Raw genomic sequence first — 17,049 nt, 5'->3', positions numbered from 1 at the left:
AATACGGTATAGGGGCTTCACGTGATCTATTTCTTCATAGAAGAGACCAACGAACAGGTAAAGGTTGGACGTGCCAAGAACATTGAGCGACGTCGTAGGAATCTACAGACAGGCAACCCAAGGGAGCTGCAACTCCTAGGGTGGATTCGCACTGATGACGATGTGCGTATCGAAAGGGAAATACATCAACGCCTCAATATCCTCCGTGGTCGAGGCGAGTGGTTTCACATCGACCCAGCTGATGTCCTTCCAATCCTGTCGCACTATGGCATTGACGGCTTCGTAGGGACAACGGAGGACTCATTCGCCATCGTCGGCCATGACCGAGATGGCATACCTGAATACATGGGTGTCTGGAACTGGGGAGACTTGGAGTTCGAGGAGTGCTGCCCTTTTTGCGGGTCTTTCTGCGGCATGCACTTCCAAGACGCTTCTCACATGTATCACTGCATCAACTGCGACCGACTTGAGAGTTTCGAGTTTTTGTCACCGGACTACGGTCGGGAGGATGAGGAGAGCGATTGATCTATTTCCGAAAGATCGCCTCCAGCTCGTCATTTGAAACCGCGCGGAGCTTCGGCGGCGTGGCACCGCGTTTTTGCAGCTCCGCGGCGACCTGGTCGGCGGTCATCTTCAAGACCCGCTGGACCTCTGCGGCGCTCTGCGCGTCGCTCGGGGGCATGGGCTTTTGCTCCACCGGGCGCGCGCCCTGCTTCGTCCACCGTGCCCGCTTCTGTCCATCTCGAACCTTCGGATAGCTCACGCCAGGCCAGTCCAGCAAGAGTGGGTCCCGGCTTGTCTGCACAATGGCCCGGATGCCCCAACCCTCGGAGCCATAGGCGCTGCCATTGCGTGGGCCCAAGTCGTCAGTGAGCCGCCCCGGCGGAACAACGGCTTTCGACTCCTCGTGGACGGTTGCTTTTTCGTCGTGGGTCCGCCAAGCCACGGTGCGCTTGCCTAGGTTCCGGGAGACTTTTTCCCGGGTCTCGCCGATTTGGAGATGGCAAATAATGTGTGTGCCGACCAACCCTGAAAAGGCTTGCGCGGTCTTGTCCCCATAGATCCTCTCGACCTGTGACCAATCCTGCACGGCCATGCAGGCCACCACGCCTTTTGAGCGTCCCAAGGCAAGCAACGGCTCGATGTTGAGCTTGCCGGCGGAGGTAAGCTCATCGAAGAAGAACCCCAGGAATCGCCCGGCTTCGTCATCCGGCAGGCTGGGCGAGATGATCTCCGGCACCGCGATGTTGATCATGGCCGAGATGTAACTGCGCGCCAGCACCTCGTCCGGGCCGCTCTGGACGATCACTTGCTTGCGCCCCGTGTAATCGTCCTTGATCCAATCCGACATGGAGAACATGCGGTCTGACTTACGCTCCGGCCACGCCAAGGCCAGGCGCTCAATGACCGCGGTGCCGTTGGCAAGCACGGCTATACAGCTGCTGGTGGTGTTGCTGTCGGGGTTGGCAATGAGCGCGGCGGCGCGGGGATAGTGGATTGAAAGCGCTCTAGCCATCGGTTCAGCGGGACGGGCAACCAACGCGGCCAACTCTGCCCACCCCCAGCTCTTGCCCTTCGTGGCCTGGAGTTCGCGCACGCACCCTTCCAGCAAGGCTTGCGCCGCAGACGCCCAGAATGCGCCGCTGCCCTCCTCCGGGGGGATGATGCTTTGGGAGAACGCGGCGGCTTGGGTTTGCGTCGCTACGTCACGGCCCACGTCCCAGATCCAGCTTCGCTTGTCGAAGGGGCAGACGATGACCGGTTGCTTAAAAATGGACGTAAAGTCCCCTTTGATGTCGTAGATAAAGGCCTTCTTCTTGTCGAGACGAACCACCTGCTCCAGCAGGTGCTTCAGGATCACGCTCTTGCCGCTGCCCACGCTCCCATAGATGAACATGTGGCGGGCCCAAAGCTTCTTGCTTGCGATCCAGTCGGGATGCAGTGATAAGGCGTGCAGTTCCTCCTCCTGTTCCTTCTTCGTGAGCGAGCGGCGGCGGGCTTCAGCCAGGGCTTCTTTCCCCTGCAGCAGTTGTGACCCAGATACGTGCCACATGTTCGAACGCGGGATGAGTGCCTTGCGGAGCACCCACGCCGACGCCCACCCAGACAAGGCTGCGGCGACGCCGATTCTGCATAGCGTGCCGAACGTGGCCTGCTCCTTGGCCACCTCCCAGAATGCGGCGGCAGGCTCTCGGAATGAGATCGTGCCGGTGGCAAGGTTGCCCAGCGCTGCCAGGCTGCCAGTCAGTCCCTGACCGAAGTTCATCAGCGAGTGTGAGGATGGGATTTGCCAGCCCAGCCAGAGCGCCGTGGGATAGGTCAGCGCCGCAACGCAAGCGCCTGACAGCAGGGCCTGGGGCCAATAGCGGACTTCGCGGCTCGGTTCAATGCTCGACGGAACCGTCCAGCTCCAGCAGTCATAGACCGAAGGCTTGCCCATGCTCCCTCTCCCTCACCCGATGCACGTCCCCCGGTTTGCGGCCGGCGCTGTCCAGCTGCCCAGGGTCCGCGCCTGCGGCCATGAGCTCCAGGCAGCACTGCGCGCGTTTGTGTTGGGCCGCCACATGCAGGGGAGTCTCCCCGCGGGGGTTCCCCAAGGCGGGGTCCGCGCCGGCCTCAATCAACCGACGAACGATGCCGGGGTGGCCGTGGCGCGCGGCGAGGTGTAGCGGCGTCTCGCCGTTGGCGTCGGGCACATTGGGCTCGGCCTGCATGCGCAAACAGGCCTCCACCCCCTTCAGGTTCCCGGTCGTGGCGTTCTCGCAAAGCCAGGTCTGCCAAGGGGCTCCGTATAGCCCCAAGTGCGGGGCATGCGCATGGGCTGCTGCCAGAACCTGGCTACCATGCATCGTGGTCAGCGCTCCTCCATAGGTTGCCTTGACGTGGTCCGCCGCCAACCGGGCTTGGGCATCGGAGACCTCAAACCGCCGGAGCAGTTGGGCGATGTCCAGAGGCGGCTGAGACGGCACCGGCAGTTCAGGCAGGGCTCGGAGGGTCTGGAGCTGCTTCGCTGCGGCACGGTTCGACTGAACCTGGTCGATGGATTCCCGCAGTTCTCTCAACAGCCCATCCCGCTGCTCGGCCGGGAGCAAGGCGTAAGCGGAGGCCAGGGGCTTGTGGCCCAGCACGCCTGCATGGATGGCTGCGTCGAGCGGGTGAGCGGACAGGTCCGGATCGACCTGAAGCAATGCGGCGTGGCCGCCCTGCCCCAACTCAACGGAAATGCGGTTGGAGAAACGGCTGGGGGTCAGCACCCAGTCAAAACCAGCGTCGGTTTGGGTGTCCAACCCGGAAACCTGGGCCTCTCGGCAGAACCGCGTGGCCAGGTCCAACACTTCCCGCGCATCGGCGGCAGCGGCGGCCTCGTGATGCTTCCCGTAGAACTGGGCCAGCGTCAGGGGGTGGAGAATGGGATGAAGCAACGGCTCGTGGGGACGATTCAAGAAATCGCCCCCACCGGGGTTGCCTACTGGGTTGTCGTGTTGGGGTTCCATCCCCTTTGCATACCGTCTTTTTCGGTTTTGGCAATCAGCAAGCGATCTTGATGATGAAAGCCGCGCCAATCAAAACCCCGGTTTGCAGGAAAAGCGAAACGGTGTGCAGATCCATCTGCTCCAAATCCTCCTTCAACCACGTCATCATGCCAGCAACCCCGCCACGTTGGCGGCCACGTAGCTCACCACCGAAAACGCGCCCAAAGTGATCAACAGGCTCCCCACATTGTCCACGGCATACTCGTAAGCATCGGCAAAAATATACATAGGGGCCTCCCCCGGTTGTGTTTGACTGATTACAGTCAACCACATCTCATAAAACTGGCAACCCTAAAAATCTCGATTGATCGACACTTTTGATGTTTAGTCACCCCCCCCCCCTCTTTTCCAGCTGCTCACCCCCACTCCTTGCTTTGTTTGCTTTTATGGGTATATCGATCCACTCACAAACAAGGGGACGTGCCCGATAAAAGGGCCCCGAAGGGCCCTGAGTGGTGTGTTTACTGGCGGAACACATTGGGTTGGCGCTCGCGATCTTGCTTCTGCCAATCGAACTCTTCCTCATAGAGGCGCATCTTCTTCTGCTCGGCCAAGGCCGTTGCGGCAAAGGTGGCCCCACCCCACTTGCCCGCGCCGTATTTCGGAAAGTCCACCTGCACGTCGTCGCTGCGCTGGCGCTGCTTGCGCCACTCGTCCAGGCGCATCATGGGAATCTCCACCTGTCCCGCGCGTTGCTGCTCTTCCTTGGCGCGCTCAGAGGGCATCTGGCTCACTCCCTGGCGCTGCTCGATGGTCTTGACCAGCTCCTCTTGCTTGCTCGCCATCCGCTCTTGATGCTTCGCAATCTCCGCCGGATCCGACTTCCGAAGCCACGTTCGAATGTCTTTGCGGGTCTCTTTGAGACCAGCCTCCAGCTCCGCCATTTGCTTGTCATACGCTGCCCGCTGCTTGACTAGGAAGAGATTGGGTCGCCCTCTCACCTCCATTTCATGGCGCTGATTGGCCAAGTCCGCTGCTCGCTCCTCCAGCGCCACCAGCCGCTCCGGGTCCAAACGTCGCTCCATCGAGCGCTGCATGCGCTCCACTTCGGATTTTTGCTCTTGGGCCTTCCGGTCCAACTCCGTCCATTTTTCTGCGACAGGCTCCTTGCTCGATGCCATCTGAGCGCGGAACTGTTGATCTTTCTCGTGATGATTGTGATTGTTCATTGCTTGGTCTCCTGCTGTGGGGATTGAAGGTCTTTGGAGCGCGCCTCGCGCTCCTTCTTGATGGCCGCAACCACCTCCTCGACTTGGCTAAGTGGAAGGAAGGGGGTGTTGCACACGTCGGCGCGACGAACGCCAGCCCGGTTGAACCAAAGAATGGCTCGCCCTTGCTGGTTCAGCAGGCCGGTGAACTCGGCTTGGGAGAACAACGGTTGGGCCTCGCGGTGACCGGACGCCGGCACCTCGATGTCCTTCACGGCGTTAACCCCAGTGAGCTTCTGGCCGGTCCAACGCATCTTGGTGACGGGGTCGATGTGGGTCGCCACCAAGCGCCCAGCACCCGCCCTGCGCAGTTGCTTCATGCCGGCCGCCATGGGGTGATTCGGATCGAACAACGAGTTGTCCAGCGCCATCTCAATCCCACCGGAGAAGTCCAAGCCAACGGCCTTCTGCTTGAAGGAGGTCATTTCTTCAACGCCATAGCGGCTGGCCGCATACTCGTAGCTCTTCGGGGTGGTGCGCTGCAGAACGAGGTTCTGGAAGCTGCCCAAGAACTGATCAGCCGCATCCCCGGGCAGCTTCACCCGAATGCCGTCCACGTTCTGGGTGGCGTAGATACAGCCCATCTTCGTTGAGCGGCAGATCGGCAGGATGATCTGGTCCTCGCGCCCAATGAGGTTCTGGCACTCGTCTTTGATCAAGATCACCGGCAGCTCGCCGCGCCCGCGCCATTCTTCTTCACTGACTTCGTTCCGCAGCTTGATGCCGTTGTTCAGACGCTGGCAGATGAGGTTCTGAACCAACACGCCGGCAGTGCCGTGGCGCGTGTCGGGCAGGTTCACGCCCATGGAGGTGCCCTTGAGCATCTGGCCCACGTCTACTTCGCCTCGCTCAATGCTGTGCCAGGGCACGCCGTTCTCGTCCACCAAATACTTGCCGCGCATCAGGGGATTGATCCGACGGTCCACGTTGGCCATGAAACTGCCGCGCGTTTCGGCCGGGTAGGTCGGCCACTTCTTGAGCACGAACTCAAACGACATCTGAAGCAATGAGCCGCCGACGAGAAGGTCCGGGTGAATGGTCTTTTGAGCCGTTTCCAGCCGAAGGTCCCAGTCCTTCTTGCGAGCCGCAAAGTCCTCATCGCTTCCCAGATGCATGGGTTGCACGCCGAGGAAGTTGGCCGCCGCCAACAAGCTTTCACCGGGCAAGCTGCTGGTCTGCGTGGTGCGAATGTCGTTGATGGCGATGAGAACCTTGTTCAGGCGCTCCAGCGTCCACTGCCACTCGCGCTCCTTGGAAAGCTCTTGCTGGCGAATGGCCATTTTTGCTTCCAGGTCGGCGATCACCAGATCGATATCAGCACCATCCCCGCCATTGGCCACCTCAGCATCTTGCTTCTGAAGCAATCCTTCGATCTCAAGCTCCAGGCCCAGTTTCTCTGCGGCATCCAACGCCCGCATCTTGTTCTCATGGTTGTGGAGTGCTTCCAGGATGACGGTCGCGTGATCGATGATGTCCGCGGACATCCCCTTCCAAATATCCGTCTCGTCGTCTTCCATGCGAGTGTTGGTCAGCGCAGCCTTCACGCCTTGCGCATCCAGGCCTTCAATCATGCCCAAGTGAACGCCGGTCTCCACCACGTAATCCAACATGCCGCGAACCTCGCCAGCGAGCGCGCCCTTGCCGCAGAACACCGCGAACGCGCAGGGGTAGCCCGACTTCATGATTTCGGCCATCAGCCACCGAATGTAGGACGATTTCCCCATGCCGCTTTCGGCCAAAATCATGGCGTGCATGTACAAGTCATCGACGCTGATTCCTGCCGGGGAACCGGCGTCGTAGCAGAACTTCGCCCCTTTTTTCTTCAGGTGGCCGGTCGCCGTGCCCCAGGCAATGAATGGGGTTTTGTCAGCCAAGGCTTTCCGAACTTGGTTTTCCAAGGCTTCGGCCGTCGCCCGCTCCATCAACCCTTGCTTGCCCAGGTTGAACCGGGAGCTTTGGGACTGAAGCGCCAACGTCCGCTCTTTGTAGTCCCGCGAGTAGTAGACAAACCCGTATGCACCGGCCATCACGAACCAGGCGAAACCGCCGATCACCGGAGGGAAGAGCGTCGTGATCAGCAGCGCAACCATGCCAACACTGCTCCAAAGGACAAAATCCTTCAGACGTGCCAGCCTTCCGCCCCACGCTTCCTGATCTTGCTCCACCGGAGCAATCAGGCAGTAGAGGAACCCGGCCACGAGATAAAGGGTCAGTGCCGTCATGGCACCGTTCAACACGGTGTCGCTGGTCCAAGCCGCCGTCCCCAGGCCGTTGATGAGCACCAACGGCAATGCAAAGGTCAGGAAGAACGCCCGCAACGCATCCGCGGTGCCCTCGCTCCTCTGAATGGCCCTCACGTAGGGGACGACGACCGGAAGCAGCAACCAGCCCAAGATGCCGACGTAAGGGACGGAGGTGATAGCTGAGATCAGCGCACCAAGGATTGGAAGCGCCGCATACATCAAGAACAGCGCCGTGCTATCTCCCCCTTGGAACTTGTCCCTGGGCAGCACTCGGCTCTCGATCAGTCGACCGTCTTTTGTCAGCTCCGCGCGGCCCTCCTGATTCTGCAGATCCAATGGAGCCGAAGGCCAGAAGACAGAGAACTTCTCGTCCTTCTCGTCCATCGACTCCGGAACCACGTAGCAGCCGCTTACGGCGTCGTATTCTGCTCCCAAATCCGTGGCGTTTTTCTCACGACCTTTTGGAACCACCAGCCGGCGGCTCGAGACACGATTGTGCGCGTTGACCAGGCCTTGGACGTTCTTGTAGTTGGCCGAGGATTTTTGACGCATGGCATCAACGATCCCTTGAGGCGCTCCGCGCAGCAGGATCCGATGCTTGAGCTGGTTGGCAAGATCCAACAGGCTGTAAAGATTCAGTCTCATTTCAGTTCCTCCTGGCCCAACTCATTCCAAATCGTGCGGCACCGCACAATCGCATTGTTGGAATAGTCGTTCCTTTTCCATTTGTCCTCGCACTCAGCGCGAAGCGCGGCAAGTTCCTCCGCAGTGGCCTCCTTCTCAGCAGGTAACGCAGCCCTTTGAGCAGGTGCCGTGCTCGCTTTTGGCTCGGCGGACGCCGCCGCCCTTTTGGGGCGGGCTTCTTGTCCACTCAAGCGATCCAGAGCGCCGGCAACCAACTGAACTGCCATCCCAACCGGCGATTCAGCCCAGTTGGAGAACGGCACCGCGATCAGGGCGCAACCAAAGCTGACGGCCATCACGGCCAAAAAGGTTGCCTTCGGGATTTCGGCCTTACTGACCTGCCGGGCTTCCTCTGCGTGCTGCTGCCCAAGGGACCACGCTTTCAGATTGTGCTGCTGCAACTCAATCGGACGATCCTCGGCCAGATCGTAGTAACTGTCTTTGACGGCCTGCGGGACATTTTTCAAACCCAGATCATCAGGACGCCCCAAGAACGTCTCGCCATGCCACCGCATGAAGCGAGATGTGAAAGAAACCCCGGCGCCGCGATACGGCAAGAAGAACCAACCCAACATAAAACCTCCCTTAAATGCAACCACTATTTACTTGTAACCGATCATCTTGTTTGCGCAAGGGGGTTAGTTGATTCCAGCCTTCTTTGCCCAGGCATCCATGTCGCTTTCTGCCTTTTCCTGCCACTTCGTTTCTTCCCGGGGCTTTTCAGCCGCTGGTTTCTTAGCTGCAGGCGTTGCTCCTACGCCTGCCGAAGACGTCGTTTTGGTAACCACTGCCCTCGGCCTCTTCACTTCCTCAGGAGCGCGTTTTTGGCCTTTCTTCACCGGTTGAGCCTCGGCCCGTGCTGCCGCCTTGGGCGCTTCTGCGAGAGCAGGCACGCCGCCGTTCTCAACCGGCAACGCGGGTGGCGCTTCGACTGCAACCGGCGCTTGCTCGGGTTCAGGAGCCGAAACAGGGGACGCTTGCTTAACCTCTGGGACCGGCACTACCGGCGTTGAAACAGGCGCAGCCACCGCAGACGCAGGAGCCGCAGTGGGAGCGGGTTCGTTTTTCCCGGTGTCGCGAGTGACCCACCAAGCAATCCCCCCACCCAGCACCAGGCAGGCGACGCCGGCCACAACGACGATTGACCAACCCTTCTTGCGGCTGATCGTTGTTGAGATCGAGCCAGCAGGGGTGGCATGCGCTGGCGAGGGCTCCGGTTGAACCGCTGCAGTGTTCGCGACACAAAGCGCGGACGTGGACGGGGGCAACGCCTCCACGTCCTCCAATGCCTCCGAAGCAACGGAAAGGTCCGCCGGCTTCACTGCCTCCTCTTCCGCAAGCACGTCCAGCGTTTTCGGTTCTACGGCTTCTGGTTCGACAACGACCACCCGAACCAGCGGCTCGTAGGCCCGGCTGGGTTCTTCCAGTGCAACCGTTGTGGATTCCAAAACCGGCTCGGGGGCGCACACGTCCACCGGCTGCGCACGGGCGGCTGGCTTTGCCGCTTCCTCCCGCTCGGCTTGTTCTTGCTGTTGCCGCGCCTGCTCGGCTGCGGTGGCTTCCTTGCGTTCCTTGGCCTCTTCTGCTCGACGTGCCAAGGCCTCTTGGGCTTCTTTGGTCTTCTCGGCAGCCTTCTCCGTCAGCTCCTTGGTCTTGCGCCCGAAGGCACGGCCCCAATGCTTGGCAGCGTTCAACACCTCGCTACCGCCGCTTGGCGTTGTGGGCGGAGTGGTGGTGGCGGGCGACGGCGGGGTGTCGTCATCAAAAAGCTCAGCCAGCTCCTGCAGACGGCGAAGCTCTTCTGGGCTTTGGGGGGTGTTGCTCATCGGATCCTCCAAGAGTTTGAAAAAGATTTGGGCCAGGGGGCTTTCGCCCCCAAGCGCTCGGTTGGCTTAGCGAACGTCAGGGATCGGCGTCACACGGATGAGGAAGGGCTCGTTGTCTTCCCCACACGCCACAACAGAGCTATGCCCCTTCAACGCCCCACGGCTATGCAACTCCTCAGCGGGAATCGGACACACCGACAGGTCTCCACCCTCAAAGCGGATCGTCAACTGGTTCTTCGAGGCCTTTAGCAACCCGGCGAGCTTGTCCAGAGTGGCAGCGGTCTTTTGGCTCACCGGTTGCATGTCCAGGGGGTTGTAGCGAATCGTCAAAGCGTCCAATGCCTCGACCTGGCCGTCCGCGCTCTGCACTTCCTTAGTGCTGACTTGCGCATCCAGGCCTGCGGCTTTCGCAGCGTCAGCAACTTCTTTCGCTTCGTTGAGTTGGGCCCGAAATGACGCGACGCCTCCGACCACGCCCCCGGCCAGGCAAGCGGCAGCTGCCTGCTTCTTGTTACCGGTGATGAGGGCCAGGCCACCGCCGGCCAGGCAGCCAATGCCGCCGGCCTTGAAGAGGCGCAGCTTGTCGGTCTTCTTCTGGGGTTCGGGCTGGGTGGCGTCCTGGGCAAACGAAAGTCCGGGGGCCAGCAATGCGGCGATGGTGAGAGTAAGAGCAAAGCGTTTCATAGAGACCTCCTTTGAGGCAGTTGGGAAAAGGGTTAGGCGCGGTTGGCGTGACGCCGCCAATCCGCGCTGTTGTCTGAAGGGGTGGGTTCGGTCGTGGCGCGTGCCGGCGCCTCCTTCGGCGCTGCCTTGGTCGGAACCTCGGCGTCGGGTTCTTGCTGCGCCAAGAACTGGGAAAACGCTTGAAGGGTTTTCACCACCAGTTCTTCATTGGCTTGGAGTGCAGCGCTCTGCTCGGCTCGCAGGTCCGCCATCAGGCTTTCTAGGGCCATGGCATTCCGCGTTTCGGATTCGCGCACCGTGGCCCGGATGTCGTCCAAGGCGTCGCGGGTGTCCAACCCCTGCACCACGCCCCGGTTCTTTTCCAAGACCGCCAGGCGCAAATACTTGTTGAGCGAAACACCCTGTTCTTTCGCGCAGTACCTCGCGCCCTCCAGCTCGTCGCTGGCGATGCTGAAAGATTTGGTTAGAAGCGACGGACGACCCACTTAACCCCCTGCATTAAAAATCCATACTCATGGATTAGCAAAGGATTTAAGAAGCGCAAGTGGGCTGAGCCGTTTTTCTTCTGTTTTGCTGGGATGCAGGCCATTTTTCAGCCGAACGGTTGGCCAAGTTGTTAGCCAAGACTGAAAACAAGGCGCAGCAAGGCGTTCAAGGGTGGAAACGCGCAGCGTTTCTAGCCAAGCCGGAACCCATCGGAGGTGCGACTTGTGTATGGCCTACTCCCTTCACCCTTCGGAAAACCTTGAACGGTGAATGGGCAGCCAACCTCTTCCCCCGCAGTCCTCCCCAAGTTTTTGCTCCCCCGCTCTTGCCCTTCCGCTTTTCCCCGGTAGAAGTTAAGTAAAGCCCCAATCCTCAACCCAACCGGAGCCCCCTATGCCCCTCACTCCCGCCACGCCCAGCCGCTCAAAAAAGTTTTCGCCAGCCCCCGCAGCCTCCCTCCCCACTCAGCCAGCTCCCCACCTTCCCACCGACTCCGCACCCCTTGCCTTAGAAATCCGGGACCGCCGTTTTCCCCACTCCCGCGACCTGTCCCTGTCCGTTTTAGTCAAGCGGAGGCCAGCATGGGATCGCGTGAGTGGTTGGGTTCAGTCACGCTGCCCGGGTGTTCCGAAAGCCCTGTCTCCATCCGTTTTAGTCAACTCTGCTTGGGGGTTCTGGAGGACGAGTGCTGGGGTTGTTGGTTTTGGTTCGGGTGCCTGGAAAGCGTTGACCCCATCTGTTTTAGTCAAGCGAGTAGCCCCGGTTGAAGTTCACTGCCCCCCGGTATTAGATCAGCGGTTGGGGGGCCAGCGCTGGTCTGGAAATGTTTCGGGCAAGCGGGCTCTGGGTTTTGGATCGGCGGTCGCTGGGGAGGTTCGACAGGCTCGGCATAGCGTTTTAGTCAAATCTTTTTCAGGCTCCTGCAACGCCCCACTGCCCCCGTTCTGCGATCCAGGTGCTCGGCCTACGCAGAACGGCTGGGGGGTGTTCCGTGCTTGAGCTGACCCCCTTCTTGGATGCCATTGCCCGAGCCGATGCCCCGCTGGAAGGCAAGGCCAACGGGTGGCAACGCAAGGCTGTTTTGGCCGAGTTCGGCAACGCCTGCGCCTTCTGCTCCGCTCCACTGGACCTGTCCTCTCCCAAGTCTTGGACGGCTACGCCACTGGTCCCCGCGCAACTGGGAGGGCCAGCTTCCGTTGTCGAAAACTGGGTGCCTGCCTGCCGTCCCTGCGCTGCTGCCAAGGGCCTGCGCGATGTCGTGAGCTGGTCGGACTGGCAAGCGTCGGCGGACCCTGACCGGGCGGCCCTGCTGCTGGAGCGTCGGCGCTCTGCATTGCTCTACGCGGAGAACCATTTCACCCCGTTGAGCCATCACTCGAAGCGTGAGCGGCTGCTAGCACACCTGTCCGCCCGTTTCGACAAGCCCCGCTTCAGGGTCTATGCCTGGTCGGGTGAGGTAGATGGGGAGCGCGTGTGCTTAGTGGGCTGGAGCACCCGGTCAGGCGATGCCCTGGCACTGAGCGAGGCCCTGCTGGCGTTACGACTGAGGGACGGGGGCGAGGTGCTGGCAGAGGGCCAGTTGACCCTTCTGCGGGTTGCGGTGGACGCGTTCCTGCGGGCCGTGTGGGCGCTCATCGAGGCCCATGGGCTCGTCGTGGAGTTGGACGTGCCAGGCGGTGGCCCGCTCGATGTAAACGACTGGAGAGAATGTTGGCGCCACCGAGTCCAGGATCCTGTCAGCAACCACAAGCGCCTCCCGATGACCGGCGGTCCTGCCCTGCCTCATGCTTCCCGTGTGCTGTCTACGAACCCGGATTCGGTTCGCCGGTTGGCCCAGCTGCAGGCTGCGAAACGGGCGGATAGGTTGGAAGAAGCGGAGTTGCGGTATCGAGAAGCGATGGCCCGGAAGACCAAATACCTGGAGCGGGTGAAGCGCGGCCTGGAGGCCCCGATGCCGCTGGACGAATACCGGGCGTGGGCGGATGAGGTGCGTCAGCTAGGCGTGGACTGGGCACACCTTCTCGACCGACAGTCAAGCTCCCCTACAGATTGACATCGCTCATCAACATCTTCAAATCAAAGACCTCAACTTCAACTTCGACCTCGAGTTTCTTTGCATAGCCCCTGACCATCGAATCAATCTCATTAAAATCCTCGAGCTCCCTTACGACAACTGCAATCAAAAAAGAGACATCAGTCCTATCTCCTTCACTATCAAGCTGACGTTTGATACGCCGGAATATCTGCAGCTGGCTCTTGACCTTTGAGCTGATATCCTGACCGCGCTTGTAGATGACTTCAACTATCTCCACACTTCGGCCCTGAACCAAAACGCCATCGAACTGGTAAGCTCCATCCTGAACGGAAACAGTCGCCGGCGCGGTGAGGACCCCTCCCCTGAATGCCTGAATCTTTTTTAGCGCAAGGCTTTCTGCCATTGCCGCCTCACCCAGCTCTAGCGTTGCTTGCGCGATCCTCGGAGTGGGCGCAGGAGTCTTGAGTCGATACGACGACTGCTTGAGCTGATACGACGATTGGTCTTCGTCCCGTTTCTGTTCCATGGAAGATGCGTTTTGAGCATTCGAAACAGCCGACGCATCGCTGGCTGAACTTTTCCTGCCTCCATTTTCAGGAGATGAGTCGCCCGGTGCTACCGATGAATCCCCTACGCTATGGCCATTTCTATCCTCCAGGCCAGTTTCGCCTTCAATGATTAGTTCTGAGAGCAAGGAAGCTTGTGATGATTGCCTGACCCCCTGAATCTTTACATAGGTCTCGTCGTCCCTGTAATCAGTGGGCGCATAGAGGTTCGAAGAACGAGCCCAAAGAACGACAAAAAAAAGAACGACCAATAAACAGGGGAATGCCATTACAAACCAAACAAATGTTGCTTGCACCGACTGCTCGAGGAACGGCAGGACGGTAACCGCGCTAGTCTCGGCAATGCCCGCGAACAAAGCGATCAGCGTAAGAGGGTTACTTATGGCAACTTTTTGCACTCTGCCCCCAGCATAGAAATGCATTGACCCGATACGACTTCAGTAGATTACATGGGGCGACATCAAGAGTGAAGTCGGCTTTCAGTCGAAGAGGCGGGGCGAGAAGCCGCCACATCCTTGGTTCCGTTGTGCTCGCTGCGTAGGCACCGGTCCACCAGTTGCCTCATCGCCCTGCCCGGCGCGATCCCACCGGCTGTCTCCCTGGCCAGCCGGGTGCCGATCCCAGCAGCTCGACAGGAGCAAAAAGAAAACTGCGTCAGATGCCTGGTCGAATAGCAGGTGTGCTTAGGCGTCGCGCAACCAAATCCGGCGGACGTGTCCTTCGACGCACCCGTTGAAAGTTCCTCTCCTTGCGTGATAAGGCTAGGCACCATCAATGGTTCGGCTAAGATTGAACGCATCACCCTTTTGAGATGGAGATTTGATGGACGGCAAACAGGAAGCGAAGTTCGAACAGGTGCTTCTCGAAGCTGTGGACCAGGCCAAGGCATTCAACTATCACCCAAACCGTTTCGTAGCGATGATCCGCAGCAAGGGACCATTTCAAACGGTCAAGGACATCGTCGCGAGCGCTAAGCCCTCGGACGGTTTCAACGAGTTGCTACTGGCGGGCCGAATGGACCTGACCTGTGAGGCCATCATCGTGCAGACCGAATGGCGCACGTTCTTCGATGAAGATCTTCTGGCGATCGCAGAACGGCGGCTCACTGCGCATGGCTACGCTTGGACCCGATTCGCGGAATGATGGACCGATTGCGCCGGCTCCACTTGGGCCTGATTTGTCCCTCCGGAGGGCATCTGGGAACTACTCGGCTCTCGGTGAGAGCGTAGTCCAGACATTGAACCACCGGTCTGTGCTCCGCTCAATCAACCGAGCATCTGCCCTGCCCTACTTCTTCAATCCCAGCCAAGTCAGTAGCACTGCGGATGCAATCGCCACCAGCAGTGCAATCGCAGCCTTCCCTAGATTGTCTGCCAGCCAAGAGCCGATTCGCCGATAGAAGCTGTCTTCTCCTGGCGGGGCTTGGATGTAGTGAGAGGTGACATCCTCGCCCTCCTCCTCCAAGTCCTCGTGCCCCCAAGAGAAGCGCCCCAAGAAGACCACCCCGCCATCGCGATTGAGCTCGTCCGTGTGACGACGGCTTGCCTCTTGCAGCCCCTTCAAGGTGGGCACTGCCGCGTCAGCGGTGGCCCGGATTGCCGTCCATGTGATGTCACGGGTTTGGACCACCGAGTTGTCCTGCAATAGAACCGGCTTTCCCTGTTTGTATGACCTGACAAAGCGCCGCCTCAGCTCCTTGGCGCTCATGTCCACGAACAGAGCCCTCTTCGCTTCGCTCCCCTTCAGCACCACAATGACGTGGTGATAGCATCCGCTGCTCTCTTGGCTGGCCATGGGTCAGCGCCTCTTCCGCGCCTGACCGACCAACGCCTTCCGCACCTGTTTGCGCACCGGGTCCAGATCGTCGGTTGCCGTGGTGACCACCAAGCGCCTCTTCGACTTCTTGAGCTCCTGGCAGGCCCAGGACGCCAGCGCAATGAGCGCGGTGGTGAGAATCGGCTGCTCTTCCCCGGTGACGTCCTGAATCTGCTCCCGGAGCTTGGGCGGCACGGTGACCATCGTTCGCTCCACACGCGTCCCGTTCTCGTCGCGGTAGTCGAACATCGTTGAATCGCGCCCCACCTCCAGGTAGATCCTCTGCCCGGATCGGGTGTATGGCGTCTCCTCGCTGTAGTCAAAGTAAGTCTTGCGCCCCGCGGTGTCCCCTGCAGCCACCATGAGCTCGGCCAGCTCCTGCTCGGAGAACTGCCCCAAGTCGATAAGCGGCGCATACGTGCGCTCGGGCTTGGCATGGACAACCTTTGCGGCCTTGGAAAGGTCTTTGCGGGCCGGGGCCTTCTTGGCAACGGCGTTCTTGGCGGGAGTCTTCTTGGCAGCCATGAGGTCCGGCAGGGGCAGCATTGGGATGTCCATCATGCCTTCCCCCGCGCCGGGTTGACCAACCTTTTTTGGATAGCCTGACCTACCCGCAGGATGTCCTCTCTCGCCTTGTCCACCCCAGCGCCGCGCATGGAGAACACGGTCTCGCCGAGCTCGTAGTAGCTCCCCAACGCCGCGCGCTCGGGGATGACGATAGCGCCTGCCAGGCTGGGATCTTCCAGCCGGCGGCGGTGCTCGGCACGCTTCAAGTTCACCCGGTTGGCCACCGGCAGGAAGGCCTTGCCCTGCTTCCGCAGGGTTTCAATGGTCCGGAGGTAGACCACGAAGCTACTTCCGTCGAGCAGGGTTGGAACCAGGTATAGCTCCGCGTCTGGGAGCTGATCCTTTACTGGGGCGCTGGGTGGCAGGTCTTGAATCTCCAGGTCGAAGCCGGGCGAGGAGGAACGGCCCACGGTGAACGGGGTTTCGTCTGAAATGGCTGCCCACGCGATGGAGCCGCACTGCGGGTCGCGGTCATTGACGAGCACGCGGGATTGGCCGGCAAACGCGGCGGCGAGGTTGAGCGAAAGCGTGGTGCGCCCCACGCCCCCTTTAAAGCAACAGACAACGAGACGCATGAGACAGGCTCCTTTTATGGGTAGGTCGTGCAACACACTACGATGCAAACCTAATCCCGCAAGGGCCGTGCAGCTAGAGGGGTTTAGCCGTGCAGACGTCGGAGGTTCAGCGACCCCGGGGCCCTGCGGGAGCCGTGGCCCACCCTGCCGTTGTCTCCACTCCGCTCTTCGGCGGCGAGCAGCCGCCGGCCTGAGCTTCAGGTCACGGCTTTATGGTTGCGACGGAGGTGGGCGTAGGCGGGGTGAGGCCGATGAAGCGCGGTGTGGGACCATTCGCCTGCCCGTTGGCGTCCAAACCATGCCTGCATGGCCGGGCAAAGAACGCCCCCCCAGACCTCCGCCAGCGTTCGGCCTTCGTCCACCCGTCGCCGCTCCAGCTTCCCAGTGTGCCCCCGTCGCACCACGAACCGCTCCCCGATCTGAACCAGCGGATTGGCCCCGGCGTCCATAAGCGCCTCAATCATCGCGGCATAGCGCGTCGCCAAGACCGGGTCCGACTGGACGGCCTTGAAATACATGAGGGAGGCGACGGCCAACGCAGTGATGCCAGGGTCGCCGGCCATGCCAGCGTCCAGGTCGGGCGTCCCCTTGAGTGTGTGGAGCCACCCATAAAGCGCCAGCGGGTCGTTGGTTTGGATGGCCCGGATGAGGCTTTCGGTCCCGGCGCTCATTGCCCACTTCCCAAAACCCCGATGAGCACCAAGGCCACCAACGCGTAGAACGGCACCAGCACGATGCTCCACCACTGGCGGGATGCTTCCTGGGCCTTGCTGCCCTGTCGAACAGGAGCTGACGCGCGATAGAGGCGCACCAGGGCGCGCCCGGCG

At 60.5% G+C, this 17,049-nt stretch carries 17 protein-coding genes; 3 read left to right on the top strand and 14 right to left on the bottom strand.

Features of this window, described 5'->3' with window-relative positions:
* Positions 1 to 21 precede the first annotated feature (21 nt).
* Positions 22 to 525 (top strand): GIY-YIG nuclease family protein, encoded by a 504-nt coding sequence (locus ACW5IY_RS06505; protein WP_049433957.1) that lies wholly within the window; start codon positions 22 to 24, stop codon positions 523 to 525.
* A gap of 1 nt (position 526) precedes the next feature.
* Here ACW5IY_RS06505 and ACW5IY_RS06500 read toward each other — a convergent pair whose 3' ends face one another.
* The 9 genes from ACW5IY_RS06500 to ACW5IY_RS06460 all read right to left on the bottom strand — a co-directional run bounded on the left by ACW5IY_RS06500 (position 527) and on the right by ACW5IY_RS06460 (position 10,663).
* A complete protein-coding gene (locus ACW5IY_RS06500) occupies positions 527 to 2,440 on the bottom strand; it encodes a type IV secretion system DNA-binding domain-containing protein (protein ID WP_457327053.1) in 1,914 nt (637 codons plus the stop codon).
* Entirely contained in the window at positions 2,418 to 3,443 is a 1,026-nt protein-coding gene (locus ACW5IY_RS06495) for an ankyrin repeat domain-containing protein (RefSeq protein WP_160314059.1), read from the bottom strand. Before ACW5IY_RS06495 ends, ACW5IY_RS06500 begins: the two co-directional genes overlap by 23 nt.
* A gap of 195 nt (positions 3,444 to 3,638) precedes the next feature.
* Positions 3,639 to 3,761: a hypothetical protein gene (locus ACW5IY_RS06490; protein ID WP_275043848.1), complete on the bottom strand. Its 123-nt coding sequence runs from the start codon at positions 3,759 to 3,761 to the stop codon at positions 3,639 to 3,641.
* 233 nt (positions 3,762 to 3,994) lie between these two features.
* On the bottom strand, positions 3,995 to 4,702 hold the full coding sequence (locus ACW5IY_RS06485) for a hypothetical protein (RefSeq protein WP_049433959.1): 708 nt from the start codon (positions 4,700 to 4,702) through the stop codon (positions 3,995 to 3,997).
* Positions 4,699 to 7,629, bottom strand: coding sequence for an acyltransferase family protein (locus ACW5IY_RS06480; RefSeq protein WP_049433960.1), 2,931 nt, complete (start codon positions 7,627 to 7,629; stop codon positions 4,699 to 4,701). The genes ACW5IY_RS06485 and ACW5IY_RS06480 overlap by 4 nt, the downstream gene beginning before the upstream one ends.
* Positions 7,626 to 8,243: a hypothetical protein gene (locus ACW5IY_RS06475; RefSeq protein WP_049433961.1), complete on the bottom strand. Its 618-nt coding sequence runs from the start codon at positions 8,241 to 8,243 to the stop codon at positions 7,626 to 7,628. Before ACW5IY_RS06475 ends, ACW5IY_RS06480 begins: the two co-directional genes overlap by 4 nt.
* A 63-nt stretch (positions 8,244 to 8,306) precedes the next feature.
* Positions 8,307 to 9,494, bottom strand: a complete 1,188-nt coding sequence (locus ACW5IY_RS06470) for a hypothetical protein (protein WP_049433962.1) — start codon at positions 9,492 to 9,494, stop codon at positions 8,307 to 8,309.
* Between the two features lie 66 nt (positions 9,495 to 9,560).
* Positions 9,561 to 10,178: a hypothetical protein gene (locus ACW5IY_RS06465; protein WP_049433963.1), complete on the bottom strand. Its 618-nt coding sequence runs from the start codon at positions 10,176 to 10,178 to the stop codon at positions 9,561 to 9,563.
* A gap of 32 nt (positions 10,179 to 10,210) precedes the next feature.
* Positions 10,211 to 10,663, bottom strand: a complete 453-nt coding sequence (locus ACW5IY_RS06460; protein WP_049433964.1) for a hypothetical protein — start codon at positions 10,661 to 10,663, stop codon at positions 10,211 to 10,213.
* A 992-nt stretch (positions 10,664 to 11,655) separates the two neighbouring features.
* Between ACW5IY_RS06460 and ACW5IY_RS06455 the strand changes: the two genes are divergently transcribed.
* The gene (locus ACW5IY_RS06455; RefSeq protein WP_152906209.1) at positions 11,656 to 12,717 is read left to right on the top strand and encodes a hypothetical protein; all 1,062 of its coding nucleotides are present in this window, start codon (positions 11,656 to 11,658) and stop codon (positions 12,715 to 12,717) included.
* Here the strand turns inward: ACW5IY_RS06455 and ACW5IY_RS06450 are convergent.
* Complete coding sequence (locus tag ACW5IY_RS06450) at positions 12,707 to 13,687, bottom strand: hypothetical protein (RefSeq protein WP_152906210.1); 981 nt, start codon at positions 13,685 to 13,687, stop codon at positions 12,707 to 12,709. The two genes, ACW5IY_RS06455 and ACW5IY_RS06450, sit on opposite strands and share 11 nt — an antisense overlap.
* A gap of 400 nt (positions 13,688 to 14,087) precedes the next feature.
* On the opposite strand from ACW5IY_RS06450, the gene ACW5IY_RS06445 reads away from it, so the two are divergent.
* Entirely contained in the window at positions 14,088 to 14,408 is a 321-nt protein-coding gene (locus ACW5IY_RS06445; protein ID WP_049433967.1) for a hypothetical protein, read from the top strand.
* Between the two features lie 144 nt (positions 14,409 to 14,552).
* On the opposite strand, the gene ACW5IY_RS06440 is transcribed toward ACW5IY_RS06445, so the two are convergent.
* The 4 genes from ACW5IY_RS06440 to ACW5IY_RS06425 form a co-directional block, all read right to left on the bottom strand.
* Positions 14,553 to 15,059 (bottom strand): hypothetical protein, encoded by a 507-nt coding sequence (locus ACW5IY_RS06440; protein WP_049433968.1) that lies wholly within the window; start codon positions 15,057 to 15,059, stop codon positions 14,553 to 14,555.
* Between the two features lie 3 nt (positions 15,060 to 15,062).
* The gene (locus ACW5IY_RS06435) at positions 15,063 to 15,626 is read right to left on the bottom strand and encodes a hypothetical protein (RefSeq protein ID WP_152906211.1); all 564 of its coding nucleotides are present in this window, start codon (positions 15,624 to 15,626) and stop codon (positions 15,063 to 15,065) included.
* Between the two features lie 11 nt (positions 15,627 to 15,637).
* Positions 15,638 to 16,222 (bottom strand): ParA family protein, encoded by a 585-nt coding sequence (locus ACW5IY_RS06430; RefSeq protein WP_049433970.1) that lies wholly within the window; start codon positions 16,220 to 16,222, stop codon positions 15,638 to 15,640.
* A 197-nt stretch (positions 16,223 to 16,419) separates the two neighbouring features.
* Complete coding sequence (locus ACW5IY_RS06425; RefSeq protein ID WP_457327052.1) at positions 16,420 to 16,893, bottom strand: hypothetical protein; 474 nt, start codon at positions 16,891 to 16,893, stop codon at positions 16,420 to 16,422.
* Positions 16,894 to 17,049 lie beyond the last annotated feature (156 nt).

The organism is Stenotrophomonas sp. C-A (genome assembly GCF_054030835.1).
This window is presented reverse-complemented; position numbering and strand designations above follow the sequence as displayed.